This is a genomic window from Lelliottia sp. (genome assembly GCF_045627565.1).
GTDB lineage: Bacteria > Pseudomonadota > Gammaproteobacteria > Enterobacterales > Enterobacteriaceae > Enterobacter.
The window spans coordinates 199,219-225,471 of sequence record NZ_JAZQNX010000026.1 but is presented as its reverse complement, the minus strand read 5'-3'; the positions used below and the strand labels follow the sequence as shown (position 1 = coordinate 225,471).

General features: G+C 54.7%; 26 protein-coding genes. 6 read left to right on the top strand and 20 right to left on the bottom strand.

All coding sequences use genetic code 11. The features are described from left to right. Positions 1-331: 331 nt before the first annotated feature. Positions 332-2,470, top strand: a complete 2,139-nt coding sequence (gene nrdD, locus ACKI5T_RS15140; RefSeq protein WP_407438469.1) for an anaerobic ribonucleoside-triphosphate reductase — start codon at positions 332-334, stop codon at positions 2,468-2,470. A gap of 128 nt (positions 2,471-2,598) precedes the next feature. Continuing rightward, positions 2,599-3,063 (top strand): anaerobic ribonucleoside-triphosphate reductase-activating protein, encoded by a 465-nt coding sequence (nrdG, locus tag ACKI5T_RS15135; protein ID WP_407438467.1) that lies wholly within the window; start codon positions 2,599-2,601, stop codon positions 3,061-3,063. Between the two features lie 3 nt (positions 3,064-3,066). On the opposite strand, the gene ACKI5T_RS15130 is transcribed toward nrdG, so the two are convergent. From ACKI5T_RS15130 to pmbA, 14 genes are all read right to left on the bottom strand, one after another. Beyond that, positions 3,067-3,351 (bottom strand): type II toxin-antitoxin system RelE family toxin, encoded by a 285-nt coding sequence (locus tag ACKI5T_RS15130; protein ID WP_407438466.1) that lies wholly within the window; start codon positions 3,349-3,351, stop codon positions 3,067-3,069. Beyond that, positions 3,341-3,583, bottom strand: a complete 243-nt coding sequence (locus tag ACKI5T_RS15125; protein WP_407438464.1) for a type II toxin-antitoxin system RelB/DinJ family antitoxin — start codon at positions 3,581-3,583, stop codon at positions 3,341-3,343. Before ACKI5T_RS15125 ends, ACKI5T_RS15130 begins: the two co-directional genes overlap by 11 nt. 77 nt (positions 3,584-3,660) lie before the next feature. Then, a complete protein-coding gene (locus ACKI5T_RS15120; RefSeq protein WP_407438462.1) occupies positions 3,661-5,571 on the bottom strand; it encodes a BglG family transcription antiterminator in 1,911 nt (636 codons plus the stop codon). 19 nt (positions 5,572-5,590) lie between these two features. Next, the gene (locus tag ACKI5T_RS15115; RefSeq protein ID WP_407438460.1) at positions 5,591-6,736 is read right to left on the bottom strand and encodes a lactonase family protein; all 1,146 of its coding nucleotides are present in this window, start codon (positions 6,734-6,736) and stop codon (positions 5,591-5,593) included. Between the two features lie 159 nt (positions 6,737-6,895). After that, the gene (gene dagF, locus ACKI5T_RS15110) at positions 6,896-7,636 is read right to left on the bottom strand and encodes a 2-dehydro-3-deoxy-phosphogluconate aldolase (RefSeq protein WP_407438459.1); all 741 of its coding nucleotides are present in this window, start codon (positions 7,634-7,636) and stop codon (positions 6,896-6,898) included. Then, positions 7,633-8,751 carry a DgaE family pyridoxal phosphate-dependent ammonia lyase gene (locus ACKI5T_RS15105; protein ID WP_407438457.1) on the bottom strand — a complete coding sequence of 373 codons (1,119 nt, stop codon included), beginning with the start codon at positions 8,749-8,751 and terminating at the stop codon, positions 7,633-7,635. Before ACKI5T_RS15105 ends, dagF begins: the two co-directional genes overlap by 4 nt. After that, on the bottom strand, positions 8,735-9,868 hold the full coding sequence (locus ACKI5T_RS15100) for an amidohydrolase/deacetylase family metallohydrolase (protein WP_407438455.1): 1,134 nt from the start codon (positions 9,866-9,868) through the stop codon (positions 8,735-8,737). Before ACKI5T_RS15100 ends, ACKI5T_RS15105 begins: the two co-directional genes overlap by 17 nt. Before the next feature lie 43 nt (positions 9,869-9,911). Continuing rightward, the gene (locus tag ACKI5T_RS15095) at positions 9,912-10,553 is read right to left on the bottom strand and encodes a DUF4310 family protein (protein ID WP_407438453.1); all 642 of its coding nucleotides are present in this window, start codon (positions 10,551-10,553) and stop codon (positions 9,912-9,914) included. Positions 10,554-10,566: 13 nt separating this feature from the next. Continuing rightward, positions 10,567-11,343 (bottom strand): DUF4311 domain-containing protein, encoded by a 777-nt coding sequence (locus tag ACKI5T_RS15090; RefSeq protein WP_012015840.1) that lies wholly within the window; start codon positions 11,341-11,343, stop codon positions 10,567-10,569. A gap of 22 nt (positions 11,344-11,365) precedes the next feature. Then, positions 11,366-11,665 carry a DUF4312 family protein gene (locus ACKI5T_RS15085; RefSeq protein WP_235134626.1) on the bottom strand — a complete coding sequence of 100 codons (300 nt, stop codon included), beginning with the start codon at positions 11,663-11,665 and terminating at the stop codon, positions 11,366-11,368. 1 nt (position 11,666) lies between these two features. Next, entirely contained in the window at positions 11,667-12,029 is a 363-nt protein-coding gene (locus ACKI5T_RS15080) for an SFCGS family glycine-rich protein (protein ID WP_012015838.1), read from the bottom strand. A gap of 11 nt (positions 12,030-12,040) precedes the next feature. Further along, positions 12,041-12,379, bottom strand: a complete 339-nt coding sequence (locus tag ACKI5T_RS15075) for a glycine dehydrogenase (protein ID WP_150099549.1) — start codon at positions 12,377-12,379, stop codon at positions 12,041-12,043. A 323-nt stretch (positions 12,380-12,702) separates the two neighbouring features. Beyond that, entirely contained in the window at positions 12,703-13,089 is a 387-nt protein-coding gene (cybC, locus tag ACKI5T_RS15070) for a cytochrome b562 (RefSeq protein WP_012015836.1), read from the bottom strand. A 93-nt stretch (positions 13,090-13,182) separates the two neighbouring features. After that, positions 13,183-14,535 carry a metalloprotease PmbA gene (gene pmbA / locus ACKI5T_RS15065; RefSeq protein WP_012015835.1) on the bottom strand — a complete coding sequence of 451 codons (1,353 nt, stop codon included), beginning with the start codon at positions 14,533-14,535 and terminating at the stop codon, positions 13,183-13,185. Positions 14,536-14,629: 94 nt separating this feature from the next. On the opposite strand from pmbA, the gene yjgA reads away from it, so the two are divergent. Both yjgA and ACKI5T_RS15055 read left to right on the top strand, forming a co-directional pair. Beyond that, positions 14,630-15,181: a ribosome biogenesis factor YjgA gene (gene yjgA / locus ACKI5T_RS15060; RefSeq protein ID WP_012015834.1), complete on the top strand. Its 552-nt coding sequence runs from the start codon at positions 14,630-14,632 to the stop codon at positions 15,179-15,181. Between the two features lie 303 nt (positions 15,182-15,484). After that, a complete protein-coding gene (locus tag ACKI5T_RS15055; protein ID WP_407438449.1) occupies positions 15,485-16,693 on the top strand; it encodes an aldose 1-epimerase family protein in 1,209 nt (402 codons plus the stop codon). Between the two features lie 56 nt (positions 16,694-16,749). Here ACKI5T_RS15055 and mpl read toward each other — a convergent pair whose 3' ends face one another. Beyond that, the gene (mpl, locus tag ACKI5T_RS15050; protein ID WP_407438447.1) at positions 16,750-18,123 is read right to left on the bottom strand and encodes a UDP-N-acetylmuramate:L-alanyl-gamma-D-glutamyl-meso-diaminopimelate ligase; all 1,374 of its coding nucleotides are present in this window, start codon (positions 18,121-18,123) and stop codon (positions 16,750-16,752) included. 199 nt (positions 18,124-18,322) lie between these two features. Here mpl and fbp point away from each other — a divergent pair, with 199 nt between their 5' ends. Both fbp and ACKI5T_RS15040 read left to right on the top strand, forming a co-directional pair. Further along, positions 18,323-19,321, top strand: coding sequence for a class 1 fructose-bisphosphatase (fbp, locus tag ACKI5T_RS15045; RefSeq protein ID WP_407438445.1), 999 nt, complete (start codon positions 18,323-18,325; stop codon positions 19,319-19,321). Between the two features lie 146 nt (positions 19,322-19,467). Then, positions 19,468-19,767 carry a LysR family transcriptional regulator gene (locus ACKI5T_RS15040; RefSeq protein ID WP_407438443.1) on the top strand — a complete coding sequence of 100 codons (300 nt, stop codon included), beginning with the start codon at positions 19,468-19,470 and terminating at the stop codon, positions 19,765-19,767. A 34-nt stretch (positions 19,768-19,801) separates the two neighbouring features. On the opposite strand, the gene ACKI5T_RS15035 is transcribed toward ACKI5T_RS15040, so the two are convergent. The 5 genes from ACKI5T_RS15035 to ytfQ form a co-directional block, all read right to left on the bottom strand. Further along, positions 19,802-21,370 (bottom strand): methyl-accepting chemotaxis protein, encoded by a 1,569-nt coding sequence (locus tag ACKI5T_RS15035; RefSeq protein ID WP_407438441.1) that lies wholly within the window; start codon positions 21,368-21,370, stop codon positions 19,802-19,804. Between the two features lie 93 nt (positions 21,371-21,463). Continuing rightward, entirely contained in the window at positions 21,464-22,465 is a 1,002-nt protein-coding gene (yjfF, locus tag ACKI5T_RS15030) for a galactofuranose ABC transporter, permease protein YjfF (RefSeq protein WP_235134625.1), read from the bottom strand. After that, a complete protein-coding gene (gene ytfT, locus ACKI5T_RS15025; RefSeq protein ID WP_407438439.1) occupies positions 22,452-23,477 on the bottom strand; it encodes a galactofuranose ABC transporter, ATP-binding protein YtfT in 1,026 nt (341 codons plus the stop codon). The genes yjfF and ytfT overlap by 14 nt, the downstream gene beginning before the upstream one ends. Before the next feature lie 10 nt (positions 23,478-23,487). Next, on the bottom strand, positions 23,488-24,990 hold the full coding sequence (gene ytfR / locus ACKI5T_RS15020; RefSeq protein ID WP_407438437.1) for a galactofuranose ABC transporter, ATP-binding protein YtfR: 1,503 nt from the start codon (positions 24,988-24,990) through the stop codon (positions 23,488-23,490). Between the two features lie 65 nt (positions 24,991-25,055). Beyond that, on the bottom strand, positions 25,056-26,012 hold the full coding sequence (gene ytfQ, locus ACKI5T_RS15015; protein WP_012015825.1) for a galactofuranose ABC transporter substrate-binding protein YtfQ: 957 nt from the start codon (positions 26,010-26,012) through the stop codon (positions 25,056-25,058). Positions 26,013-26,253: the final 241 nt, after the last annotated feature.

The window sequence follows — 26,253 nt, the reverse complement described above, 5'->3', positions numbered from 1 at the left end:
TGTTTTAGTTGAATAATTAATCAGAATTTTCCCACCTGAATTTACAAAGCCTGTAGTGCCCGCCGTTTGTACTCTCGTCCTTTTACTTTGTTCTGAATCAAAAAAATCGCAAACATCTTTGATGCAAATCACTACATATAGAACTTAAAATGCATGCCGACCCAACATCTTGTATTTATCGTCTACTATTCCAACACTACAACGGCGCCGACGTCGGCCGGAATTGTGGATAACAAGGGTCGAAAACGAGGGAAGTGACTGGGGCATCTATAAATGTGCGCAATGAATACTTCCCCACCTCTGTGGATAACCTGTTTTTAATGGAGTGATCATGACACCGCATGTGATGAAACGAGATGGCTGTAAAGTGCCGTTTAAGTCAGAGCGCATCAAAGAAGCCATTTTGCGTGCAGCTAAAGCAGCGGGAGTCGATGACGCAGATTACTGCGCCACCGTCGCAGAAATCGTCAGCCAACAGATGAATGAACGCAGCCAGGTGGATATCAATGAGATCCAGACGGCGGTCGAAAACCAGCTGATGTCTGGCCCACATAAACAGCTGGCGCGCGCCTACATTGAGTACCGCCACGATCGTGATATTCAGCGCGAAAAGCGTGGCCGTCTGAACCAGGAAATTCGCGGCCTGGTTGAGCAGACCAACTCCGCACTGCTCAACGAGAACGCCAATAAAGACAGCAAAGTGATCCCGACGCAGCGCGATCTGCTGGCCGGGATAGTCGCCAAACACTATGCCCGTCAGCACCTGCTGCCGCGCGACGTGGTGCAGGCGCACGAGCGCGGTGAGATCCACTACCACGATCTCGATTACTCCCCGTTCTTCCCAATGTTCAACTGCATGCTGATCGATCTAAAAGGCATGCTGACCCACGGCTTTAAAATGGGTAACGCCGAGATCGAGCCGCCAAAATCGATCTCCACGGCCACGGCAGTGACGGCGCAAATTATTGCTCAGGTCGCCAGCCATATTTACGGCGGGACGACCATCAACCGCATCGACGAAGTGCTCGCGCCGTTCGTGGCGGAAAGCTTCAAAAAACACCGTAAAGTGGCCGAAGAGTGGCAGATCCCGGACGCGGACGGTTACGCCCATTCCCGCACCGAAAAAGAGTGCTATGACGCGTTCCAGTCGCTGGAATATGAAGTGAACACGCTGCACACCGCCAACGGCCAGACACCGTTTGTGACCTTTGGCTTTGGTTTAGGAACGAGCTGGGAATCGCGTTTGATTCAGCAGTCAATTCTGCGTAACCGCATTTCTGGCCTCGGCAAAAACCGCAAAACGGCGGTGTTCCCAAAACTGGTGTTTGCGATCCGTGACGGTCTGAACCACAAGTTTGGCGATGCGAACTACGACATCAAACAGCTGGCGCTGGAATGCGCGAGCAAGCGCATGTATCCGGACATTCTGAACTACGACCAGGTGGTGAAAGTCACCGGTTCGTTCAAAACGCCGATGGGCTGTCGCAGCTTCCTTGGCGTGTACGAAGATGAAAACGGCGAACAGGTTCACGACGGGCGCAACAACCTGGGCGTGATCAGCCTGAACCTGCCGCGTATCGCGCTGGAAGCCAAAGGCAATGAAGACGCGTTCTGGAACTTGCTGGACGAACGACTGGTGTTGGCGCGTAAAGCACTAATGACCCGCATCGCGCGCCTCGAAGGCGTTAAAGCCCGCGTGGCACCGATTCTGTATATGGAAGGCGCCTGCGGCGTGCGTCTGAAGGCGGACGATGACGTTTCTGAAATCTTTAAGAACGGCCGCGCGTCGATTTCTCTGGGCTATATCGGCATCCACGAAACCATTAACGCGCTGTTTGGCGATCAACACGTCTACGACAGCGAAGCGCTGCGTGCTAAAGGCGTGGCGATCGTTCAGCGTCTGCGCGACGCCGTCGATCTGTGGAAGGACGAAACCGGCTACGGCTTTAGCCTGTACAGCACGCCGAGCGAAAACCTGTGCGACCGCTTCTGCCGTCTGGACACCGCCGAGTTTGGCGTGGTGGATGGCGTGACCGACAAGGGTTACTACACCAACAGCTTCCACCTCGACGTCGAGAAAAAGGTCAATCCCTACGACAAGATCGACTTTGAAGCGGCTTATCCGCCGGTCGCGAACGGCGGTTTCATCTGTTACGGCGAGTACCCGAACATTCAGCACAACCTGAAAGCGCTGGAAGACGTGTGGGATTACAGCTATCAGCACGTACCGTATTACGGGACAAATACGCCGATTGATGAATGTTACGAGTGCGGCTTTACCGGTGAGTTTGAATGCACCAGCAAGGGCTTTACCTGTCCGAAATGTAGCAACCACGACGCCGCACGCGTCTCGGTGACCCGCCGCGTGTGCGGCTATCTTGGTAGCCCGGACGCGCGTCCGTTCAACGCCGGCAAGCAGGAAGAAGTGAAACGCCGCGTGAAGCATCTGGGGAATGGACAGATCGGGTAAGTTCTGCGCAGGGTTCTCCCCCTCACCCTACCCCTCTCCCTCAAGGGAGAGGGAACTCTTCCCCCTCTCCCTGTGGGAGAGGGCCGGGGTGAGGGCATCAGCACGCACAAATTCTCTGGACATTTTCTATGCGATACCACCAATACTATCCCGTCGACATCGTCAACGGCCCCGGCACCCGCTGCACCCTGTTTGTCTCCGGTTGCGTTCATGAATGCCCCGGCTGCTACAACAAAAGCACCTGGCGACTGAATTCGGGCATGCCGTTTACCGCCGAAATGGAAGACCGGATTATCAACGACCTGAACGACACGCGCATTCAGCGTCAGGGGATCTCGCTCTCCGGCGGCGACCCCCTGCACCCACAAAACGTGCCGGAGATCCTGAAGCTGTTTAAACGTATTCGCCGCGAGTGCGCGGGAAAGGACATCTGGGTGTGGACGGGTTACAAGCTGGATGAACTGAACGCAGAGCAAAGGGAAGTGGTGGATCTGATTAACGTCCTGGTCGACGGTAAATTTGTGCAAGACTTAAAAGATCCGGCGCTGATTTGGCGCGGCAGCAGCAATCAGGTTGTGCATCATCTGCGGTGAGCATTAGAGCCGTTTGTTTGCATCATGATAAACGGCTGCTTTCTCTCTCTTACCGATAGCGATAACAAATACCGTTACAACGTTGTCCTGAACCTGATAGATCAAACGATAACCCTGCGATCTGAGTTTTATTTTGTAGCAATCCGGTAGACCATGCAGGCGGGCCGATTCGACCCTGGGGTTCACCAACACGTCCGCAAGTTTCTTCTTAAACTGGTCTTTTACAGTCTCCCCCAGCTTGCTCCATTCCTTTAACGCCCTCGGATCAAATGCCAGTTCATAAGTCATCCAGACTAACCTTAATTCCCTTTTGCGGATTAGCCAGACGATCCCGGACTGCCTGTATCAGTTCATCTTCACTGTCGCTAATGGTGACCGTCTTCACCGGCATACGTCCGGTTTCTGCCACATACTGGAATAGCAGGCGCACCGCTTCTGTCGGGGTAAGGTTAAGTTTTTCCAGCACCGCGTAAGCCTCATTTTTAAGTTTATCGTCCAGACGGACGTTCAGCGTTGCCATTATGCCTCCAGAGAATTCGTAAGCGTAATGCAGTTTAGCATTACATTTGAATTACATCGAATTCTGGATAACGCCTCTCAAAAACGACTCAAACTCTCCATCGCTACCGCTTTAAACGCGTCAAAATCGTGACAGGCGCACAGCCGCGTCATTGCCCGCTCCCGCAGGAAAGTGACAAAAATATCGTAGATCGCCATCGCCTCTTCGTACTCGCTTTTACTGATCGCCAGCAGGAATATCACGTGCGCTGTTTCATCGCCCCATTTGATGCCCTGCGGAGCCAGCACGGTGTAGACCACCGTTTTTTGCGCCAGCAGGCCGAGGGAGTGTGGCAGCGCGATACCGTCACCTAACATCGTACTGACGATAGCTTCACGCTCCACCACCGAGTCGAGGAACTCCGCGCCAACGAATCCTTCCGCTTCCAGCTGCGAACAGAGTTCCTGGAACAGCGTTTGCTGATCGATGGGTGTATTCACCACGCGGAAATGATCTGCATCGAAATATTTTTCCAGCATCCACGGTCGCGTGCGGTCCACCAGCACCAGCTTGCCGATCTGCTCCAGCTGATAATCGGTCGGGAACGGTGCGATTTGTACCACCGGCTTAGCCTTTTCGCTGATCCGCGCGGTCGAGATAACAAAATCTTCGCTAATGCTTTCCGCCAGTTCGTACTCGCGCAGCGTGACGGTACGCGTCATATCTATCTGCGGATATTTGCGTTGCAGCACCGCCTCGATCATCCGCGCCATCGCGTTACCGGCATCACACACCAAAAGCACGCGCGGCTGACGCTGATAGCCGACGTTGTAATGTCGCTCCAGCCCGACGCCGATATGCAGCACCAGAAAACCAATTTCGTTTTCGCTGATGATATAGGGGGTGTATTTCCCCCAGCCGGAGACCGCCGCCAGCGTCATGTCCCACGCCATCGGATAGTGTTGTTTGATGTTTTCCAGCAGCGGATTGGGGATCATGATTTGGTAACGCACGCGGGTGATCATGGTTTTAATATGCGTCAGCAAATCTGCGTGCAGCTGTGCATCGTTCAGCAGGTTGTAGTTATAGTGCGTGTTGATGTAGCGCAGGATGTAATTGACCAGCGCTTCGTCGTCGTCGGCGTTAATGGCACTCGGGGCGATGTCCTGGATTTGACGGGACGCCAGATGGACGCACAGCCAGTTCTCTTCTGAGGGCGAGAGCACTTTATCTGCCAGTCGCGAAATGGCGGCGGCGATATCCCGCGCGGCGTCGCGCACGTTCTCTTCCACATCTTCGGCGTTAAATTCTGGCAGCGGATATCCTTCGCTGATGCGCCGCACCGACACCGCACAGTACAGGCGTACAAACAGCTCGCCTTCATCCGTGAGGCGAATGTGATGGCGCGTGAGCGTGTCATGCAGCACCACGACCAGTTGCTCCGGCACGCCAACGTTCAGGGCGATTTCGGTCACCAGCGGATTCAGGCTGTCCTGCTGCGCCAGTTCCCACAGCAGATCGGTCAGGCAGGCGCGCACGGACATTTCGCTGCCGAACAGTTTCATGCCGTGACGCGGGCGGGTTTCGAGCGTCAGGTTGTAGCGATGAAACCACTCACGCACGTCCACCATATCGCTTTGCAGCGTGGCGCGGCTGACAAACCATTCATCAGCTAAATCTTCCAGTTTTAACGAGAAGGCGGCAGTGAGAAATCGCACCACCAGATAGTACACTCGTTCTTGCCCGGTTCGCGGGATTCGCAACGCGCGTGGACGGGAATCCTGCAATGACTGATAGCGCGCGGCATCGTCGATTTTAAGCTGGTAGCCGTTGCCTCGGCTCAAAATAAACTGCGCGCCGTGGCTCGCCAGTAGCGCATTCAGAGCCGTGATATCGGCGCGGACGGTACGTGTTGAGACCGAAAGGCGCTGCGCCAGTTCGTCCTGCGGCAGCGTCTCGTTTTGCAACAAATCAAACAGTTGCGCTAAACGTTGGTTCGGAAATCGCACGTCGGTGTCCTCTTACGGCTCATGGCCCTGGTGAAATGACCATCTGGGATGGACTGCCAACCGGCGTATAGTCCGGCTCAAAGCGTAGCTTACCGTCTGGCTCGACGCGAAAACGGGTGATGTTATCGCTGCGCTGATTCATCACGTACAGCCAGCGCCCCTGATTATCGAGCGTCAGCGTGCGTGGGTAATCGCCACGCGTCCAGACATCGTCCTGGTGCGTCAGCGTTCCATCCGCCGTTACGGTAAAGTGCGCGATGCTGTTATGCAAACGGTTAGCAACGTACAGCTGTTTGCCGTCGTGACTCAACACCAGGCCCGCGGCAAAGCTGGTTCCTTTGTACCCTTTCGGCAGCGCGGAGATCGTTTTGCCCTCTTTCAGCGTACCGGATACGCTATCGAGCGAATAATGAGTCAGCGTGGATGCTTCTTCGTTAATCAGCCATAGTCCATCGCCTTTCGCAGTGAAGACAAAATGGCGCGGCCCCGCACCTTTCGAGGACGCGTTGATAAACGGCGGATCGTTCGGCGTGAGCTTTCCACTACGATCGTCAAAACGGTACTGATAGATCCGATCCAGACCCAGATCGGTTGAAAAGACAAATTTCCCGCTCGGATCGGCAGCGATCATGTGTGCATGCGGGCCGTTGTGATCGCTGATCGCAAAACTGCCTTCCACGGCGGCGTCGGGTTTTGCCGCGCCTGGTTCGCCCCGATCCTGATGGGTGTCCGTTGCTTCGCCAGGGCTGCCGTCCGATTTCACCGGCAACACCGCAATGGTTCCGCTGACGTAGTTTGCCACCAGCAAGTGACGGCCGTTTGGCGTCAACGACAGATAGACGGGGCCCGCACCGCCGGATGCGACCTGATTTAACGCGCTCAGCTCGCCGTTGTCACCAATACGCAGCGCCTGCACCACGCCCTGCTCGACTTCACTCGCCAGATACAGCGTTTTGCCATCGTGCGAGACGGTCAACTGCGCGGCGTTCGGCAGTTTGCTGACCAGCGTTTTATGGTCGAGCGCGCCGGTTTGCGGATCGACGGTAAAACGGTATAGTCCTTCGCCGTTCGGGTTGTAGGTGCCAACCCAGGCGTACTGCGGTTGAGCAACGGCAGCCGTCGCCAGCAAAGAGAGTGAAGCAGCAAGCAGATGATGAGTGTGCATAGTGGCTCCTTTGGGAGGGTGTATTTTGTTTCCCCTCACCCCGGTCCTCTCCCAAGGGAGAGGGAGAAAACAATTCCCTCACCCTATGGGCAGAAGGTAAAGACTGCTCCGGACAGTCCCCTCTCCCTTGGGGAGAGGGTTAGGATGAGGGGAAAAATTCTACTTCACTAACGTCCTGGTCATATCCAGCAGCGTGCGCACATCTGCAGGGCGGGTGTCGCCGCTGGATTTGTCGATAATCGAGCTGTAAATGTGCGGGATAATCTTGCTGACGCCCGCATCCAGCGCGATCTGCAGGATCGCTTCGAAGTTCTCCAGATCGATACCGCCCGTCGGCTCCAGCCAGAAATCGTGCTTCGCGCAGGCTTCTGCCACCGCTGTGTATTCGTCGCGACATGCCAGGCCGCCCATCGGGAAGTATTTGATGGAGCTGCCGCCAAAATCTTTCAGCAGCGCGATCGCGGTTTCTATCGGCACGATGCCGTCCGGCGCTTTGCTGCTCAGCGGGCCGGTCGAGATTTTAACCCTGCCAACCGTACCGGTTGGCGACACCAAACCGTTCACCACGGAGTCATTTTGCCCCAACAGCGCGCGGCTGGTCGCCACGCCGGTAAACACCTGGTTGACGTGCTGCGGCTGTACCTGGCGGGAGATTTCGCTAACCATCGCTGACTGATTGGGATCGCCTGCGCCAAGACCCACTGAGAGCGCGTTATCAATCAGCGCGGCGTACTCGCGCATATCCGCGACGGCGCTGTCCACATCAGGATAGTTTTTAGACAGCACGCCCACCAGCACATGACCTTCTGCCGCTTCGTAAATGGCGCTGGCATTTTCTTTTGAGCCTGCCAGCACGTTCAGGCACACGCGGTCACGGTAAAAGTTAGGGGTTAATTTCATGCGTGTTTCTCCTGGTCTAATACTTCGCGGATGCGGCGATAAACAATGTCCAACTGGTCGGCAGTCACGCTGCGCACGTCCGCTTCGATAATCCCTTCGTTCGCCTTGTAGCCACGGAAGTAAATGGCGTATTCGCCCTGCTTCAGCGCGTTCACCAGATCGCCCGTGCCCACGCCGGTGGTGGCTTCGTCGAATTTGATTTCGCTGCGCGCGATATCACGTCCGGCGCTGTCCCAGACCACGCGGGCCGTCACGCCGTTTAAGGTATTCAGTGCATCAATAAAAGGCGTCATTTTCGCGACCATTTCCGCGCCACTCTCTTTGGTCGCCGTCAGGTAATGTTCGATGGCGCAGGTCAGGCCGAGAATGCCCTCTTTGCCCACTTTCATGGCGCGGCCAATGCCCGCCGTCTGGCGTTTCACCCATTCGACGTACTGTGTTTTGCCGATCACCAGGCCGCTGGTTGGCCCTTCGATCGCCTTCGCGCCGCTGTAGATCACCAGATCCGCACCGGAGCGGTAATAGACGTGCAGATCTTCTTCCGCAGCCGCATCGACGATCAACGGCAGGGAGTGCTTGCGCGCCACCACCGCCGCCTGCTCAACGCTGAGCATGCTTTTCTGCACGCAGTGGTGAGATTTGATGTAGAGAATGGCGGCGGTACGCGGGGTGATCGCCGCCGCCAGTTGATCGGCGGAGCATTCGTTGGCATAACCCGCTTCGACCATTTTGCCGCCGCCGAGCGCCACCATCGTGCCGACCGGTGCGCCAAAGTTGACGTTGTGACCTTTCGGCATCACGATTTCGTTGTTCTCAATGGGCGTGACGTGCAGGTTTTCCAGCAGCCAGTCGCTGTCTTTCACCAGCACTGCCGCCACGGACTGCGCGATACCCGCCGAGGCGCAGGAGACGACCGTTGCGCCTTCGACGTCTAACAGCTTCGCGATGTATTCACCGGTTTTATTGACCAGATCTTTCATCTCGAAATACTGATTCATGCCGTCCATCGCCGCCTGAACCACTTCCGGACGCGGCGTGGAAACGCCCAGCGCCGTCATACGACCGGAGGTGTTGATCACCTGTTTTAAATGGTATTTCTCATAAATCGAAGACATTTTCCGTGCTCCCTTGTTCGGTCATGTAGCCCTTGCCCGCGCGGATCGCGGCAAGCGGCAGCAGAATATGTTCAGCCTGCAGGCTGTCGTTTTCAGCATCCATCAGCAGCGTCGGCTGGCGTTTTACGGTAAACAACGTCAGGTCAGCATCCAGACCCGACTGAATGCGCCCTTTTTGCGTCAGGCGCAGGCCGTCGGCGGCGTTGGCGGTAACGCACTCGATCACCTGCGGTAGCGACATGCCAATGGCGAGGAATTTCGACATCACGCTGGCAAGGCTGCCGACCGGGCCGTTGAGGCGGTTGCGGCAGTAGATGTCCGAGCTAATAGTGTGCGGCAAAATACCCATCGCAATGGCGCGTTTCGCCACCTCGAAGCTAAAGCTTGCGGTGCCGTGGCCGACATCAAGGCGCACGCCGCGCTTCAGCGCGCTGGTGATGGACGCACGCAGTTCCCCCGACGGTGTCAGGATGCGGTTCGGTTTGCCGTTATAGCAGTGGGTGATGATGTCGCCGGAACTCAAGAGGTCAGCAATTTCATCAAGATTGGGTGGATTGTTGCCGATGTGGACCATCAGCGGCAGGCCGCCATTTTGCTGCTGCATCGCTTTCGCGCGCGCCAGCGGCGTGATGCCGTTTTCCCCGACCACGCTGCTGCTCATGCGCGCTTTCAGCCCGACGATAAAATCAGGGTGACGCTTCACGGCCTGCTGTACCGCGTCCGCGTCGATATTAGCCATGTTCGCCAGCTCGTTTTGGGCGATCAGCCCGACGCGGGAAATATTCAACAGCGCGAAAACCTCCGTGCTGGCTTTGCGGGTAATTTCGTAGAAGTCGTCCACGTCATCCGCACCGGTGCTGCCCGCGTCCACGACGGTCGTGACGCCTGTCGCGATGCCCACGCTGTCCGGCTCATCATGGTAAATCGGTGAGTTTGGGTAGCAGTGAACGTGAGAATCAATCCAGCCCGCGCTGACAAACACTTCGCCGTTCAGCTCGACGGTTTTGTGTGCGGGAGCGTTAATCTCACCCAGCGCCGCAATTTTGCCGTCCTGAATGGCGATATCAGCCAGCGTATCGTCGGTGAGGCGCGCACGGCGCAGGAGTAAATCAAACATAAACATCTCCTGAGAAAGCGAGCGCCGAAGCGCCCGCCGGGGATTAAAGAGCCACTGGGAACAGCGAACCCAAAATCATTGCGCCAAGGATCGCGCCGCCGGTGATCGGCTTCTGCCAGAGGTAAAACAGCAGCGCGCCAATCAGAGAACCAATCCCAATCGGGATAGAGGCGGTCATTGCGCTGAGGATAATCAACGGGCCAAGGAAGCGGCCAGAGGCATTACCCGCGCCCATCATCACGTCCGCCCCGTAGGTGGAATCGCTTTGGTTGATGGTGAATTTACGCGCGAGGATAATCAGGTAGCCAATCGCCAGACCAATCACCAGGCCGGTGGCCAGCGACGCCACAAAGTTGGCAACCGGGAAGACAAAACCTGCGCCAAGCAGCAGCGCCGGGACGCCGAGACCGACGCCGGTTTGAATCGCCCCACCGATATCCAGAATCCCCACCAGCGAGCCTTCGATGATGCGCGCAAACAGGAAGCTGGCACCAAACGCAGCCACCGCGCCGTAAACGCCGGTATCCATGCCCGCTTTTAACATCGCCACAAACGCCACTTCGTTAAACGCGCCGATGCCGTAGAGGTAGTACATGTGCGTCCCGGCGAAGACGCCGGATGAGAGCAGGCCAACGAAGATCGGGAACGACCAGTCGGCATACCAAAAACCTTTATTCTGTTCCATGTCGAGGCTCCTGTTATTTGCCGCTGAGCGAGCTGTGGATCATGTCGAGCCAGTTCGGCACGGTCAGATGGAAGGATTCGATCATTTTCATGTCGAAGCCGCGGAAGAAACCACTCAGGACGAACAGCAGCACAATCGCCACCATCATCACTTTGGTCACGCGGTTCCAGCCGCTCTCTTCGACGCCTTTGCCGATCAGAATGCCCAGCACCAGCCCCGGTACGGCGTTGCCCATAATCAGCTGCGCTGCGCCGCCAAACACGGTGGCCCAGAAGCCGGATTTTTTACCCGCGTCGATTGCCGCCAGCCAGAAGATCACCGGCATCACGGTATTCACCAGCAAGTTTGCCGCAGGAACCAGCACCTTAACGGCGGTCACCTGAAGCGCCGCTGGAACGGACGAAGCCGTAAGGTTTAAGAAAGTGACAACGAACATACCGATCACGCCGCAGGCAATCGCCATTTTGCGGGGATCGTGTAGCGTCTCACCGACATTGCGGTTTTTTAACATCAGCGCCGCGGCACCCCAGTTAGGGATGATGCGATGGTCAACGTCCTGCGTGAACGCCCCCGCCGCAACCGACGAGGCCCAGGCGTTGAAGAAGAAACCCAGACCAAAGGAGAAGTGAGAAGCGGGATCCCCTTCGCAGGAGTTCAGTTCCCCCAACGTACGAAATGCGCCCATACCCTGTGTGGTAGGCGCATGAAACATGCGTGCAGCCCCAGCGCCAACGCCGACGCCAACCAGGCCGCCGATGATGAGCGATTTTATTAAAATTATCAGGAACATTCGTCTGCCCTATTAGTGAGAATCAGCGTTGCGTGACAAAATCCACCTGGTCAAGATTGATGGCAGTCACGTTGACGGTCACGTCCAGCTCCACGCTGTAAGTGCGTCTTTCCCGGCGCAAAAAGAAGAACAGAAACGCTTCTTTACGCACCGCTTCTTGCGCCTGAACAACCTGCACATCCTGTGGCTCAATACGCAGTAAGATATGCGGCGATGCGTTCATCACCGCGGCCTGTACGTGGTTTAGCGCGTCGGCAAAGGCGCGTGTTTTGGCATCGCCCTTGCCCTTTACTCTCACCGTGGTGGTAAATTGCTCTTTCATGTTACGCGCCGTACTTTTTCAGCCAGGCCTGCACCAGTCGCTCGCCCAACTCTTCTTTATCCATAAAACCAAAGCCCAACACGTTGTTGCCTTCGTTGATGGCGGTGACGCCTTCTTCCACTGAACGCATGCCGTATTTCGCTTTGTAGCCGTGCTTGGTTTGCGCTGTGATAGCACCCGCGCCGCCGCTGCCGCAGAAGGAGATCCCGAATGTGGCGTTTTCCGCTTTCATCACGTCGCCCAATTTCATGTCCGCTGCCACGCCCGGCACGACAACCGCACGACCGCCGGCCTTTTCCACACCGATAGCCACTTTTTGGCCTTTCCCGAGACGATCGCCGATCACGACTGTAATTTGTTCCATTGTGTAGCTCCTTAAAGGTTGTCTTTGGCGACTTCGAAGTGAACGGAGAGCAGCCAGGCTTCTTCATCAGGAAGATTGCCGAACTGCGCGACCACTTCGCGGGCAAGCCGCATTGAATCTGCTGAAATTTCGTCGAACAGGTCAGCTTCGACCTCCGGCAGCGGTTCGCCGGTCACTGACCGGTGCGCCATTGCGCGAACGTGTGAGGTCAGCATCTGCTGCTGGACGTCATTGGGAATGATGTTGTGGCGGGCAAGCAGGGAATAGACCTGCTCGAGCATGGTGTTTGCGAGCGTTTCAGTTTGCGCTGCCTGTTCCCCAACGTCGTTCATTACCGCTCCGTTAATCACTCGTTTTACCCCGTTAATGGCACTGAGATAAAACTAACGCTGGAGGTTAAAGGTTTGTAGCGAGTTGTTTTCCACTTCGAAGTGGAAAGGAAAGCGGCACCAGTGATCTGTTCCACATAATTACGGTGAATATGAATTATCAACTGGATTTACGTGATGAATATCACTCTATTCGGCGGCAAAAGGTCAGAAAGGAGAGTGGAAAAATTTACGCGCAAGGTCGTAAAGTGTGACGCGGATAAGGTTTTCTTATTACGTTGTGGCAAACAAAACGGGGGCCTTTCGCCCCCGTTCATTATTTTGCCGTCTGGCTTAGCGTGCCATTAGCGGAATTTTTTGTGGTTTTCGTTGCGGGTGGCAATAAATCCATCAGCGGCAGCCTGGGCTTCTTTTACTTTGCCTTCGTTGGCAAGCTTCAGGGCACCGTCGATCTGGCCGACCAGCACGTCAAAACCGTGGCGATAGTCTTTCATCTCAGCGCTGTCGGCTGCTTTGTTTTCCAGCTTTGGTGGCGTCGCTTTTTGCGCATCGAGTGCGGCGACGCGCATTTTGGTCAATGCGTCTTTCATCTCCGTCGCATTATCCGTTTTCTGAACCACTTTCAGGTTGGTACTGAGCGTGTCCATATCATCTTCAAGATCGGCGGCAAACCCAGCAGAACTGAACACTAACGACGACACAGCAAGAATGGCTAACAGGTTTTTACGCATTGCTCACTTCCTTTTTTATTATGAAAAATAAGCTAAATACCCTAAATAATTCGAGCGCAGCCAACGCATCTGCAACGTGAAATATGACGGGTATTATTGACCCGCGATTTTCATCTCGGGTAACAGCACTGAACCACACTGTATATTGCTACGTGTTTCAATATCGTTACCGACAGTAACGATATTGCGCCACATGTCTTTTAAGTTACCAGCAATCGTGATTTCGCTTACCGGATACTGAATCTCACCGTTTTCGACCCAGAAGCCCGCCGCACCGCGAGAGTAATCGCCGGTGATCCCGCTGACGCCCTGCCCCATCAACTCGGTCACGACCAGGCCGGTGCCCATTTCTTTGAGCATCTGTTCAAAGTTCAGGCCCTGGCCTTCGATGCGCCAGTTGTGGATACCGCCCGCGTGGCCAGTGCTTTGCAGCCCGAGCTTGCGCGCAGAATAGCTGGTCAGCAGCCATTGGGTCAGAATGCCGTCTTTAATGATGTCGCGACGTTCTGTGCGTACGCCTTCGCCGTCGAACGGCGTCGACGCCAGCCCTTTCAGCAGATGCGGGTGTTCTTCAATGGTCAGCCATTCCGGCAGAATTTGTTGCCCCAGCGAATCGAGCAGGAACGTCGATTTACGATAAACCGCACCGCCCGCAATTGCCCCGACCAGATGACCAAACAGCCCGGTCGCCACTTCGTTGGCAAAAATCACCGGCGCTTTCATGGTGGAGAGTTTACGTGGAGACAGGCGCGACAGCGTGCGTTTTGCACACTCTTCACCGACCCACTCTGGCGACTGTAAATCGCCCATCGCGCGGCCAATGGTGTAGGCGTAATCGCGTTCCATGTCGCCATTTTCTTCAGCGATAACACAGCTGGAAAGGGAGTGGCGCGTGGAGCTGTAGCCCTGCAACATGCCGTGGCTGTTGCCGAACACTTTGATGCCGTAGTGGCTGTTAAAGCTGCCACCTTCGGTATTGGTGATACGTTTATCCGCTTTCAGAGAGGCCTGTTCGGCGCGCGCGGCATATTCGATCGCTTCGTCCGGGGAGACTTCCGCCGGATGGAAAAGATCGAGATCCGGCGCGTCAAACGCCAGCAGATCTTTTTCCGCGACGCCAGCGTATGGATCCGGTGAAGTGTAGCGCGCAATATCCAGCGCAGCCTGCACGGTACGGGCGATGGCATCCGGGCTGAGGTCGGTCGACGACGCGCTGCCTTTGCGGTTCTGGTGATAAACCGTAATCCCCAGCGCACCGTCACTGTTAAATTCCACGTTCTCGACTTCGCCGTAGCGAGTGCTTACGCTGATACCCGTGGTTTTGCTGACTGCCACTTCCGCGCCGTCTGATTTTCCGGAAGCCAGCATCAACGCTGTGGAGACCGCTTCTTCCAGAATCTTACGCTGCGCTTCAACTTGTGAGGTTACTTTCATCGCAAATGCCATACTGTAAGAGATAGTTATCTGAAGTCTAACAGAGAACCGTTTTTCAGTGCGCGTCTTAACTGGTAACATTAGCCTCTTTTTTAAGGAGCCTGACATGACTAAGCAGCCCGAAGACTGGCTCGACGACGTTCCCGGTGATGACATCGAAGACGAAGATGATGAAATCATCTGGGTCAGTAAAAGTGAAATTAAACGTGACGCCGAAGAGTTAAAACAACTTGGTGCGGAAATGGTAGAGCTGGGTAAAAACGCGCTGGATAAACTCTCGCTCGACCCGGATCTGCGCAGTGCCATTGAACTGGCCCAACGAATCAAAAAAGAAGGCCGTCGCCGCCAGCTTCAGCTGATCGGTAAAATGCTGCGCCAGCGCGATGTTGAGCCGATTCGCCAGGCGCTGGATAAGCTGAAAAACCGTCACAACCAGCAGGTTGCGCTGTTCCACAAGCTTGAGCAAATCCGTGACCGCCTGATTGAACAGGGCGATGACGCTGTCGCAGAGGTATTGAACCTGTGGCCTGACGTTGATCGTCAGCAGTTAAGATCGCTTATCCGCAACGCGAAGAAAGAGAAAGAAGGGAATAAGCCGCCGAAATCTGCGCGTCTGATTTTCCAGTATCTGCGCGAACTGGCTGAGAACGAAGGTTAATGACCTCACGCTAACTCATGATGAGTTAGCGTCATTTTTTCCTCCCCCGTCCTTCCCCTCTGGCATGACATCTCATTTTTTACGTTCCTTTTAAAGCTGAATCGTTAAAGCAAAAATACGCTTAATTCACAGTTTCCTATGCAAACAACATATCTCATTACACGAATATCAAACACATCGCATACTTTAACGAGAAAATACGCTTAATGAGCCACCAGGTGAAACGCATCACACTTTCATTTTTGTTAAGAATCTAGATTTGCCTGTGAAAGAAATAATCGATTCAGCAAAAAGGGAAGAGTGATGAAAAAAACATTGGCGTTAACCGCACTGGCCTGTTTAATTTCCGCGCCTGTGATGGCAAAAACATGGGTGCTGACAAGCGCTGATAGCGCGACAGATCTGGGCAACTGGAAAGTCACCAGCAATATGCTGAAAGTGAAAAACCAAAACTTCAGCATTGAACAAAAAGTCCTTCATGGCGGCAAGCAGGAAGGCAGCAAAGTTATCATTATCACCAGTAAAGACGGTTTAACGATCACATTAAGCCCGTCGCGCGGCATGAATTTACTGCGCGTTGAGGGCTACGGCGTGCGGATGGGTTGGGATTCTCCTGTGAAAGAGGTGGTCAACCCTGCTTTCATGAATCTTGAAAGCCGAAATGGTCTGGGATGGCTGGAAGGTTTCAACGAAATGATGGTGCGCTGTGGCTACGAATGGACCGGGCATCCGGTCACTGCAGACGGCCAGATTTACACTTTGCACGGAAAAGCGGGTAATACGCCAGCCTCGCAGGTAGAAGTCGAGGTGAGCGACAGCGCGCCGTACGAAATTCGTGTTCGCGGTCTGGTAAAAGAAAGTACGTTTAAAAAAGCCGATCTGCAGACAATGACGGAACTGCGCTATGTCCCGGGCAGTAACAGTTTTGCTCTTCACGATGTGCTGACAAATCACGCAGATTATCCGCATGACTATCAAATAATTTATCACAGCAATTTCGGTAAACCGATTCTGGAAGCAGGGGCGCGGTTTATCGCACCAATGGAAAGCATCAGCCCGTTCAATGATTACGCCAAAGCCGGTTTAAAAGAGTGGCAAAACTTTGCGGGGCCAACGAAAGGCTTTGATGAAATGGTGTTTAACATCAAACCGCTGGCGGATGAGAATCACCACACCACTGCCGCGGTGATCAATAAAGCCGGCGACAAAGGGGCCGCGATTCAGTTCGACACCCGCCAGCTACCTGTCTTAACGCTGTGGAAAAATACCGATACCGAAAAACAAGGCTATGTCACCGGGATTGAGCCGGGCACCAGCTATGCCTATCCGGTGACCATCGAACGGGAACAAAAGCGCGTGAAACAGCTGCAGGCCGGTCAGAGCACGCAGTTTGATCTGACTTACACATTGCTTCACACCTCTGGTCAGGTCGATGATGTGGTGAAGAAAATCGGTGAGATTCAGGGCAGCACCCCGATTGAGGAAATCGAAACGCCTATCGCCAAAGAGTAAGGTTTATTTTTTGCCAGGCGTAATCACCCGGTAGCGTTGCGCTACCGGGCAGTTTTTTACTCTTCGGCCTGAGCTTTCTTCGCCAGACCGTCCAGCAGCTTCTGATGAATGCCACCAAAACCGCCGTTGCTCATCACCAGAATGTGATCCCCCGGCTGCGCGGTTTTAATCACCATATCCGCTAAGGTGTCGACATCCGCATGCCAGTGGGCAGGCTGAATGCAGGCGTCAGCCACTTCCGCGACCTGCCACGGTATGTGCTGCGGTTGCAGGAGGAACACTTCGTCAGCGCGGCCAAGAGACGGCGCGAGATCGTCTTTGCTGAGCCCCATTTTCATGGTGTTAGAGCGTGGCTCCAGCACCGCCAGAATGCGCGCCGTTCCGCCAACTTTGCCGCGCAGTGCCGCCAGCGTCGCCAGAATGGCCGTCGGATGATGGGCAAAATCGTCGTAGACGGTTACGCCATTGGCTTCACCGCGCAGTTCAAGACGACGACGCGCGTTGATGAAGGATCCCAGCGCATCGGCCGCATCCGCAGGCTTGACGCCCACATGACGCGCCGCCGCAATTGCCATCAGGCCATTGTGCATATTGTGTTCACCGACCAGCGCCCACTTCACTTGGCCGACTTTTTCACCGTCCAGCAATACTTCCCATTCGGACGCGTCGGTTGTCAGTTTCTTCGCGTGCCAGTGGCCTTGCTCGCCCACCAGCTCCTGCTCGCTCCAGCAACCCATCGCCATCGTCTGCTTCAGATTGATGTCGTTTTCAGGATAGATAATACGGCCTTGGCCCGGCACGATGCGCACCAGGTGATGGAACTGTTTCTGAATGGCTTTCAGGTCGTCAAAGATATCCGCATGATCGAACTCAAGATTATTGAGGATCAGCGTGCGCGGACAGTAATGCACGAACTTGGAGCGCTTATCGAAGAAGGCGCAGTCGTATTCGTCGGCTTCAATCACAAAGAACGGGCTTTCGCCCAGGCGGGCAGAAACGTCGAAATTGCCCGGCACGCCGCCAATCACAAAGCCCGGCTTATAGCCGCAGGCTTCCAGAATCCAGGTCGCCATCCCGGCCGTCGTCGTTTTACCGTGCGTACCGGCAACCGCCAGCACCCAGCGGTCGCGCAGGACAAAGTCATGCAGCCATTGCGGGCCAGACATGAACGGAATATTGCGTTCCAGCACCGCTTCCACACACGGGTTACCGCGCGTCATGGCGTTGCCGATGATGACCAGATCCGGTTCAACGTCCAGCTGGCTGGCATCATATCCCTGAATAAGATCGATGCCTTGCTTCTCAAGCAGGGTGCTCATCGGCGGATACACATTGGCGTCCGAACCCGTCACCTCATGGCCCAGAGAGCGCGCCAGCATTGCCAGTCCGCCCATGAAAGTGCCACAAATCCCTAATATATGAATGCGCATACGTCACTATTCCTCTTCTATTTGGCGCACATTTTACTCACATGTCAGCCTCAGAGAAACGCATTTCAGGTAAATCCGTATTTTGCTGGCGCGATTCACCACTGCGCTAATATTTGAATGTTTGTTAAGATTGTTTGAGATTGACCGCTTTAACCATCATTCGATCGCTTTACTCAACATACGATGCAGGGAAAGTGTTATGAAAACGTTAGGTGAATTTATTGTCGAAAAGCAGCACGAGTTCTCTCATGCTACGGGTGAGCTCACTGCTTTGCTGTCGGCGATAAAGCTCGGCGCAAAGATCATCCACCGTGATATCAACAAGGCCGGTCTGGTCGATATCCTGGGTGCCAGCGGTGCCGAAAACGTTCAGGGAGAGGTGCAACAAAAACTCGATCTGTTCGCCAATGAAAAACTGAAAGCTGCACTGCGCGCACGCGACATTGTGGCGGGTATCGCCTCTGAAGAAGAAGATGAAATCGTCGTTTTCGAAGGCTGCGAACACGCCAAATATGTCGTGCTGATGGATCCACTGGATGGCTCGTCTAACATTGACGTCAACGTATCTGTTGGGACGATTTTCTCCATTTACCGCCGCGTCACACCGGTGGGTACTGCCGTGACGGAAGAAGATTTCCTGCAACCGGGTAACAAACAGGTTGCTGCAGGCTATGTGGTTTACGGCTCGTCCACCATGCTGGTGTACACCACCGGGTGCGGCGTTCACGCCTTCACATACGATCCCTCCCTGGGCGTCTTCTGTCTCAGCCAGGAGCGCATGCGCTTCCCGCAGAAGGGCAGCACCTACTCCATTAACGAAGGCAACTACATTCGCTTCCCGAATGGCGTGAAGAAGTACATCAAATTCTGCCAGGAAGAGGATAAAGCCACCCAGCGCCCCTATACCTCACGTTATATCGGCTCGCTGGTAGCGGACTTCCACCGCAACTTGCTGAAAGGCGGCATTTACCTGTACCCAAGCACCGCTAGCCATCCGGACGGGAAGCTGCGTCTGTTGTACGAATGCAACCCGATGGCGTTCCTGGCCGAACAGGCAGGCGGCAAGGCGAGTGACGGTAAAGAGCGTATTCTGGATATCACACCGGAAAGCCTACACCAGCGCCGCTCTTTCTTTGTCGGTAATAATCATATGGTTGAAGATGTTGAGCGTCTGATCCGCGAATACCCGGACGCCTAACGTTTTATCACGGGGAGCCTGCTCCCCGTTTTTATTTATATATTTTACCGTATAAATGAATATAAAAATCGCGCTTTAATCTTCCCGCCTACTCCTGCATTATTTCGATAACAGTTTATTAATTATTCAGGGGAGTCGCCGTCGCGATGGAAAACTATTCTCGAGCAAATACCGGTATCGATCTAAATCTTATTCCTGTCTTTATTGAAATCGTCAGATGCGGCAGCATGGCGAAAGCCTCCGTCCGACTTGAGATGTCGCGTCCTGCGGTCAGTCTGGCATTGAAGCGTTTTAATCAGCTCTTTGATGAACCTTTATTTATTCGTAAAGGCTTATATCTTGAGCCAACCCAAAAAGCGCTGGTATTAACCCATTCGCTGGAACAATTAATGGCGGATATTCATCACAATATTGGTGCAGTCAACGCTGAAGCTGAGATGGTATAAATCCTGGCGCGGATTGCGCCAGGATTTATTATTATCACACCGCGTGTGAAGTCAGTTTAAATGACGACATCGCTTCGATTAATTCGCGCGACTGCTCTTCCAGAGAGCGCGTCGCCGCGGAGGATTGTTGCACAAGCGCGGCGTTTTGCTGGGCGGTTTCGTCCATCTGATTCACCGCAATATTCACCTGCTCAATGCCACGACTTTGTTCCTGAGACGCACTGGCGATTTCTCGCATCAGTCGGGTCATGCGCATCACTTCGGAAGCGATCTCATCCATGGTTTCGCCCGCCTGCTGCGCCAGTTCACTGCCCTCGTTAACGTGGGTCTGCGACGCACTGATCAGCGTGCGAATTTCTTTAGCGGCATCGGCGCTTCGGCTGGCCAGGTTACGCACTTCACCCGCCACTACGGCAAACCCACGCCCCTGCTCACCGGCTCGCGCCGCTTCCACGGAGGCGTTCAGTGCCAAAATATTGGTCTGGAAAGCAATACCGTCGATGACGCTAAGAATGTCGGCGATACGGGCTGAGCTGCCGGAAATATCACGCATTTTCTCAATCACGTAGCAGACCATTTCGCTGCCGTGATCCGCCGTATCAGAGACGGTTTTCGCCATCTGGTGTGCCTGTTCAGCGTTATCGGCGTTTTGTTTCACCGTCGCCGTGATCTCTTCCATGCTGGCCGCCGTCTGCTCAAGAGACGTCGCGGTCGATTCTGTACGCTGGGCCAGATCCATATTGCCCGCGGTCAGTTCACGGCTGCCGGTGTCAATCTGCGAGCTGGCATCACGCACGCGCATCACAGACTCCATCAAAGACTGACGCATGCCTTCGATCGCCGCATTCAGGCGATTAAACTCCTGACTGACAGGCTGATTCAGCACATGCGTGAGATCGCCTGCCGCCACATTTTCCAGCTGAGCGATTGAGGCCGAGAGCGGCTTAAGCAGCATATGACGCAGCGACAGCCAGGCCAGGACGATAATTCCTGCCGTGATCAGCGCCGCGATCACGATCAGCAACATCACATGGTTTTTACTCGACTGTACCGCCTGCACTTCTGCATTGCCGCGTACTTCGCTCCATTTCTGGAACGCTTGCATATCGTTATCAAACTGACGCGCAATCGGGATCAGCTTATTTTCCAGCAGATCGTAATACGCATCAGCGCTTTGTTGGTTCAGCGCCGCGACCATCGGCGTGATCCCTTCTGCATTGTAAGCAGCCAGACTTGCCGCGACCTTATCCAGCAACTGCTGTCCCTGTGGGTCGTCAACGCCACCCTCGATCACCGCTTGCAGCGTTTTCTGCGCCTGCGTCACTTCTTTATTAATGCTTTGCACCGACTTGGCGGCGTCATCCAGCATGCCGATTTCCATCAATCGGACGGCCTGACCGGCTTCGTTACGGGCGCGTAAAATCAGCGTGTACCCCGAATTGAGCTGCACCATCTGTTCACCCTGAAGGTGATTAATACGCTGCAAAGAAGAGGAACTCTGTGTAAGGGCATAAATGCCGATACCGCTGACAATCAGCAGAAGAAGGGTCATCACGGCCAGTAAAGAAAGCAAGCCGGTACGAATCGATAGCGTTTTAAGCATGATGTTATTTCCGGTAGCGAGATATTTTTTGGCAGAACATTAGGTTATCGGCCGCTACCGGAAAAAGTTTAGACTTTAAGCAAATTCAGGGGGTTATCTGTTGAGTGGTCCAGTGCTAACGCGCGTCACTGGCGAGCTCTGGCGGTTCTCCCACAGGACTGTCAGGCCACGCTGTAGCGCGATAAAGATAAACAGCAACACCCCAATCGCGATTTTGGTCCACCACGAACTCAGCGTGCCGTCGAAGTTAATGTAGGTTTGAATCAGGCCCTGAATCGCCACGCCAAACAGCGTGCCCAGTACCGTTCCGACCCCGCCACTTAACAGCGTGCCGCCGATGACCACTGAGGCAATCGCATCCAGTTCCACACCGACACCCGCCAGCGCATAGCCTGCCTGGGTATAAATGGAGAAGACAATCCCTGCCAGCGTCGCCAGGCCCGTCGACAGCATATAGATACGAATGGTGGTACTCCGCGTCGAAATGCCCATCAGGTTGGCGGAAGTTGCGCTCCCGCCGATGGCGTAAACTTGATTGCCGAAACGGGTGCGATGCGCAAGGAAAATACCGATCACGACGACGCCCAGCATCAGCAGACCCATCGCGCTCAGGCGGCCACCGCCGGGGATTTTCCAGGCCAGGCTCGACAGCGTTTCGTAGATCGGGTGGTTGATGGGAATCGACTCTTCCGAGACCAGATAGCTCACGCCGCGCAGGAAAAACATCCCGGCTAAAGTGATGATAAACGCCGGAATTTTTAACGCATCAATCAGCAAGCCCATAAATGCGCCGAACGCACAGCCCATCACCAGCACCAGCGGGAAGGCGAGCAGCGGTGAGATCCCCCAGAAGCCTATCGCTTTTGCCAGGAACACGCCGGTAAAGGCGATCACGGAACCCACCGACAGATCGATTCCACCGGAGAGGATCACAAACGTCATGCCGACGGCGATTATGCCCAAAAAGGCGTTATCGGTAAGGATATTACAAATCACGCGCGTCGAGGCAAAACCGGGGAATTGCGTCAGACAGTAGAGATAGCCCAGTATAAAAACGCCGAGCGTGATCATTAACGGTAAATTACGTTTTATCATGGCCGCGAATCCCCTTAATGATGCTAATAAAGCGCGACGACTGAACAATCAGCACGCAGAGCACAACAACCGCTTTCACCACCTGGTTAAGCTCCGGCTGGAAGCCTGAGAGTAAAATCCCGGTATTCATCCCCTGAATAATCAGAGCGCCGACGACGGAAAGGACCAGATTGAATCGTCCACCCATCAGCGAGCCGCCACCGATGACCACCGCCAGAATGGCGTCCAGCTCCAGCCACAGCCCGGCGTTATTGGCATCCGCGCCGCGAATATCTGCTGCCACGATAATGCCGGCAATCGCTGCGCAAACGCCGCTCAGCACATAGGCCAACATCACCACTAAGCGCGTGCTCACTCCGGCATTTTTCGCCGCCCGAATGTTAATCCCCACCGCTTCGATAAACATGCCGAGCGCCGTTTTACGGGTAAACAACCAGAACACGATAAGCGTAGCCAGCGCGATAATGACCGGGGTTGGGAGGAGCAACAGCTTGCCGCTGCCGATCCATGCCAGATTTGGGGAATCAAACGTTACGATCTGCCCGGAGGTGATCAACTGGGCCACGCCGCGCCCCGCCACCATCAAAATCAAGGTTGCGACGAACGGCTGGATTTTGAGGATTGAAACCAGAATGCCGTTCCACAGCCCCGCCAGAACGCCGGTTCCTAGCGCCCCCAGCAGCACAACCGGCAAACTGTGCCCGGCGACGGTCAGTGAAGCGGCAGTTGCGCCCGCGATGGCCATAATGGCCCCCACGGACAAATCGATACCGCCGGTGGCGATCACCAGCGTCATCCCAATCGCCAACAGCGCGACGGGCGCTGCGCGGTTTAAAATATCAATCGGGCTGCCAAACAGGCGGCCGTCCTGCAACACGATTTGAAGGAAATGCGGCGCTACGAGGCTATCGACCGCCAGCACCAGCAGCAGCGCGATAATCTGTGGAGTGCCGGTTGGCCAGCGGAAGCGACGCTTCGACTCTCCAGCGTTTGAAAGTGAACGGGGCATCACGATTGACTCCTTATGCCGCGATGGCATTCATGATCGCTGGAACGGACAGCTCATCCAGCGGGATCTCTGCCACCTGTTTACGATCGCGCATAATGATGACGCGATCGGCATAACCCACCAGCTCTTCCAGTTCGGACGAGATAACCAGCAGCGCCAGGCCATCAGCGCACAGCGTTTCGATGAGGCGAATGATTTCCGCATGCGCCCCCACGTCTATGCCACGCGTGGGTTCGTCCAGAATCAAGAATTGAGGCTTAGTGAGCAGCCAGCGGGAAAGCAGCACTTTTTGCTGGTTACCGCCCGAGAGAAACTCAATCGGCTGTTCAGGACCTGGCGTGCGGATCCCAAGCTGGCGAATAAAGCGCTCGGCAATCGCATTTTGCTCTTTCCGCGGAATGGGTCGTAGCCAGCCGCGCTGGGCCTGGAGCGCCAGAATAATATTTTCCCGCACCGAGGCGGCGGCAATAATGCCGTCGGTTTTACGGTCTTCCGGGCAAAAACCGATGCCCAGACACGAGGCCTGATGCGGTGAGCGCAAGGTTTGCGGTTTGCCTTTGATAGTCGCGCTGCCGCTGTCGGCAGGTTTGATCCCAAAGATCACTTCGGCCGTTTCGGTACGCCCCGATCCTAATAAGCCCGCCAGACCGACGATTTCGCCGGGGCGCACTTCCAGGTTGAAAGGCGCGATCGTGCCTTTTTTACCGAAATCTTTAAACGCAGCGACCGGTTTATCGCTCAGTAGCGTGCGGCCCGCGCGTTGCAGCGCTTTGGTGTCCAGCTCGCGGCCGAGCATCATTTTCACCAGCTCGATTTGCGGCAGTTCGTGGGTTTCGCGACACCCAACAAACGCACCGTTTCGTAAAACAGTAATGCGATCGCTGACTTCATAAACCTGATCGAGGAAATGGGTGACAAAGATCAGGCTGACGCCCTGATCGCGCAGCTGGCGCATCAAGGTGAAAAGCATTTCCACCTCTTGCGTGTCGAGGCTGGCGGTAGGTTCGTCGAGGATCAGGACTTTCGCGGAGAGATCGATCGCGCGACAAATGGCAACGATTTGCTGCATCGCAACGGAAAAGCGGTTCAACGGTTCGCGCACATCGAGAGAAAAACCGTAAGACTCCATCAGTTTAGCGGCGCGCGCTTCCATCTCTTTTCGGCGCAGCAGGCCAAACCGACGCGGCTCACGGCCAATAAACAGATTATCGGCCACCGACATGTTCGGCAGCAGGTTGACTTCCTGATAAACCGTCCCGATCCCAAGCTGTTGGGCATGGGCCGTATTTCGTGGGGAGATGGCGTTACCTTCGAGCCAGATAGCACCACGATCGGCGTGATAAACCCCGGTCAGGGCTTTGATCAGCGTGGATTTACCGGCTCCGTTTTCCCCCAGGAGCGCCATGATTTCACCATGACGCAGGCTAAAGTTCACATTATCCAGCGCCTTCACGCCGGGGAAAAATTTACTGAGTCCCTCTGTTCGGAGGATTTCCTGGTGTTGTTCGTTCGTCATTCTGTCGCCCCCGGCATTACCCTCACCCTACCCTCTCCGGAAGGAGAGGGATCGGGAAAAAAGGATCAGTAACCCATGTTTTTCTTCTTCTCTAACTCTTCTTTCGCCGTATCAGGCAGGTAGAGCGTCGATTTGGTGATGGTCACTTGTTCTGGTTTGGTGCCGTCTTTCTTGAATTTCTCAAGGGCATCAAACGCCGGGCCGGCCATATTCGGGGTCAGTTCGACGCTGGCATTCGCTTCGCCGTCGATCATCGCTTTATAGATATCCGGCACGCCGTCGATGGAGCCCGTCAGGATATCTTTGCCCGGTTTCAGGCCCGCTTCTTTGATCGCCTGGATAGCACCGATCACCATGTCATCGTTGTGGGCGTAAACCATGCAGATATTTTTGCCGTTGTTTTCAGCCTTGATGAAGCTTTCCATGACTTCTTTACCTTTACTGCGGGTAAAGTCGCCGGACTGGGAGCGGATGATTTTGATGTTTGGCGCTTTGGCGATAGCTTCTGCAAAGCCTTTTTTACGGTCGATTGCGACGCTTGCGCCAACCGTACCTTGCAACTCAACAACGTTACACGGCTTACCGTTAACTTCTTTGATCAGCCAGTCGCCAATCAGTTGGCCTTCCAGCACGTTGTTCGCGGTGACGGTCGTCATCACGAGGGATTTGTCTTTCACATCAATAGAACGGTCGAGCAGGAAGACCGGGATTTCTGCATCTTTGGCTTCTTTTAGTACCGGTTCCCAGCCTGTCGCCACAACAGGCGCGATGAAGATGGCGTCAACGCCCTGGGCTATGAACGATCGGACTGCCTTGATCTGGTTTTCCTGTTTTTGCTGCCCGTCGGCGATTTTAAGCGTAATGCCGCGTTTTTCGGCCTCGCTTTTGGCGACGTTGGTTTCAGCCGCACGCCAACCAGATTCCGAACCCACTTGCGAAAAACCGACGGTTAATGGTGCGGCCATCGCCATAGACGACATGGCTGCCGAAACTGCTGTAACAAGTAGTAAGCGCTTCCACATAATGATGCCCTCATAGCCCAGGTTATTGTTGGTCAAAAGATGTTCTGCGACCCAACTATAGCCAATGGAATATGTAACGGAATGCGTTACATCACACTTCGGAAAAGTGAACAAAACGTTAATCACAAGTTTGTAATCGCTTTCATTCACCCATTGAATATGTGGCTAGCTTTATGGATTTTCCTGTCATGGAAAGCGTCTGAAAATGGCATGTGAACGTGGGCAGGCGTGAAAAGAGGCG

What these genes read in the sequence shown, in the direction of transcription:
- nrdD (WP_407438469.1), top strand. Translation starts at nt 332, where the DNA reads ATGACACCGCATGTGATGAAACGAGATGGCTGTAAAGTGCCGTTTAAG.
- nrdG (WP_407438467.1), top strand. Translation starts at nt 2,599, where the DNA reads ATGCGATACCACCAATACTATCCCGTCGACATCGTCAACGGCCCCGGC.
- ACKI5T_RS15130 (WP_407438466.1), bottom strand. Translation starts at nt 3,351, where the DNA reads ATGACTTATGAACTGGCATTTGATCCGAGGGCGTTAAAGGAATGGAGC.
- ACKI5T_RS15125 (WP_407438464.1), bottom strand. Translation starts at nt 3,583, where the DNA reads ATGGCAACGCTGAACGTCCGTCTGGACGATAAACTTAAAAATGAGGCT.
- ACKI5T_RS15115 (WP_407438460.1), bottom strand. Translation starts at nt 6,736, where the DNA reads ATGCACACTCATCATCTGCTTGCTGCTTCACTCTCTTTGCTGGCGACG.
- dagF (WP_407438459.1), bottom strand. Translation starts at nt 7,636, where the DNA reads ATGAAATTAACCCCTAACTTTTACCGTGACCGCGTGTGCCTGAACGTG.
- ACKI5T_RS15105 (WP_407438457.1), bottom strand. Translation starts at nt 8,751, where the DNA reads ATGTCTTCGATTTATGAGAAATACCATTTAAAACAGGTGATCAACACC.
- ACKI5T_RS15100 (WP_407438455.1), bottom strand. Translation starts at nt 9,868, where the DNA reads ATGTTTGATTTACTCCTGCGCCGTGCGCGCCTCACCGACGATACGCTG.
- ACKI5T_RS15095 (WP_407438453.1), bottom strand. Translation starts at nt 10,553, where the DNA reads ATGGAACAGAATAAAGGTTTTTGGTATGCCGACTGGTCGTTCCCGATC.
- ACKI5T_RS15090 (WP_012015840.1), bottom strand. Translation starts at nt 11,343, where the DNA reads ATGTTCCTGATAATTTTAATAAAATCGCTCATCATCGGCGGCCTGGTT.
- ACKI5T_RS15085 (WP_235134626.1), bottom strand. Translation starts at nt 11,665, where the DNA reads ATGAAAGAGCAATTTACCACCACGGTGAGAGTAAAGGGCAAGGGCGAT.
- ACKI5T_RS15080 (WP_012015838.1), bottom strand. Translation starts at nt 12,029, where the DNA reads ATGGAACAAATTACAGTCGTGATCGGCGATCGTCTCGGGAAAGGCCAA.
- cybC (WP_012015836.1), bottom strand. Translation starts at nt 13,089, where the DNA reads ATGCGTAAAAACCTGTTAGCCATTCTTGCTGTGTCGTCGTTAGTGTTC.
- pmbA (WP_012015835.1), bottom strand. Translation starts at nt 14,535, where the DNA reads ATGGCATTTGCGATGAAAGTAACCTCACAAGTTGAAGCGCAGCGTAAG.
- yjgA (WP_012015834.1), top strand. Translation starts at nt 14,630, where the DNA reads ATGACTAAGCAGCCCGAAGACTGGCTCGACGACGTTCCCGGTGATGAC.
- ACKI5T_RS15055 (WP_407438449.1), top strand. Translation starts at nt 15,485, where the DNA reads ATGAAAAAAACATTGGCGTTAACCGCACTGGCCTGTTTAATTTCCGCG.
- mpl (WP_407438447.1), bottom strand. Translation starts at nt 18,123, where the DNA reads ATGCGCATTCATATATTAGGGATTTGTGGCACTTTCATGGGCGGACTG.
- fbp (WP_407438445.1), top strand. Translation starts at nt 18,323, where the DNA reads ATGAAAACGTTAGGTGAATTTATTGTCGAAAAGCAGCACGAGTTCTCT.
- ACKI5T_RS15040 (WP_407438443.1), top strand. Translation starts at nt 19,468, where the DNA reads ATGGAAAACTATTCTCGAGCAAATACCGGTATCGATCTAAATCTTATT.
- ACKI5T_RS15035 (WP_407438441.1), bottom strand. Translation starts at nt 21,370, where the DNA reads ATGCTTAAAACGCTATCGATTCGTACCGGCTTGCTTTCTTTACTGGCC.
- yjfF (WP_235134625.1), bottom strand. Translation starts at nt 22,465, where the DNA reads ATGATAAAACGTAATTTACCGTTAATGATCACGCTCGGCGTTTTTATA.
- ytfR (WP_407438437.1), bottom strand. Translation starts at nt 24,990, where the DNA reads ATGACGAACGAACAACACCAGGAAATCCTCCGAACAGAGGGACTCAGT.
- ytfQ (WP_012015825.1), bottom strand. Translation starts at nt 26,012, where the DNA reads ATGTGGAAGCGCTTACTACTTGTTACAGCAGTTTCGGCAGCCATGTCG.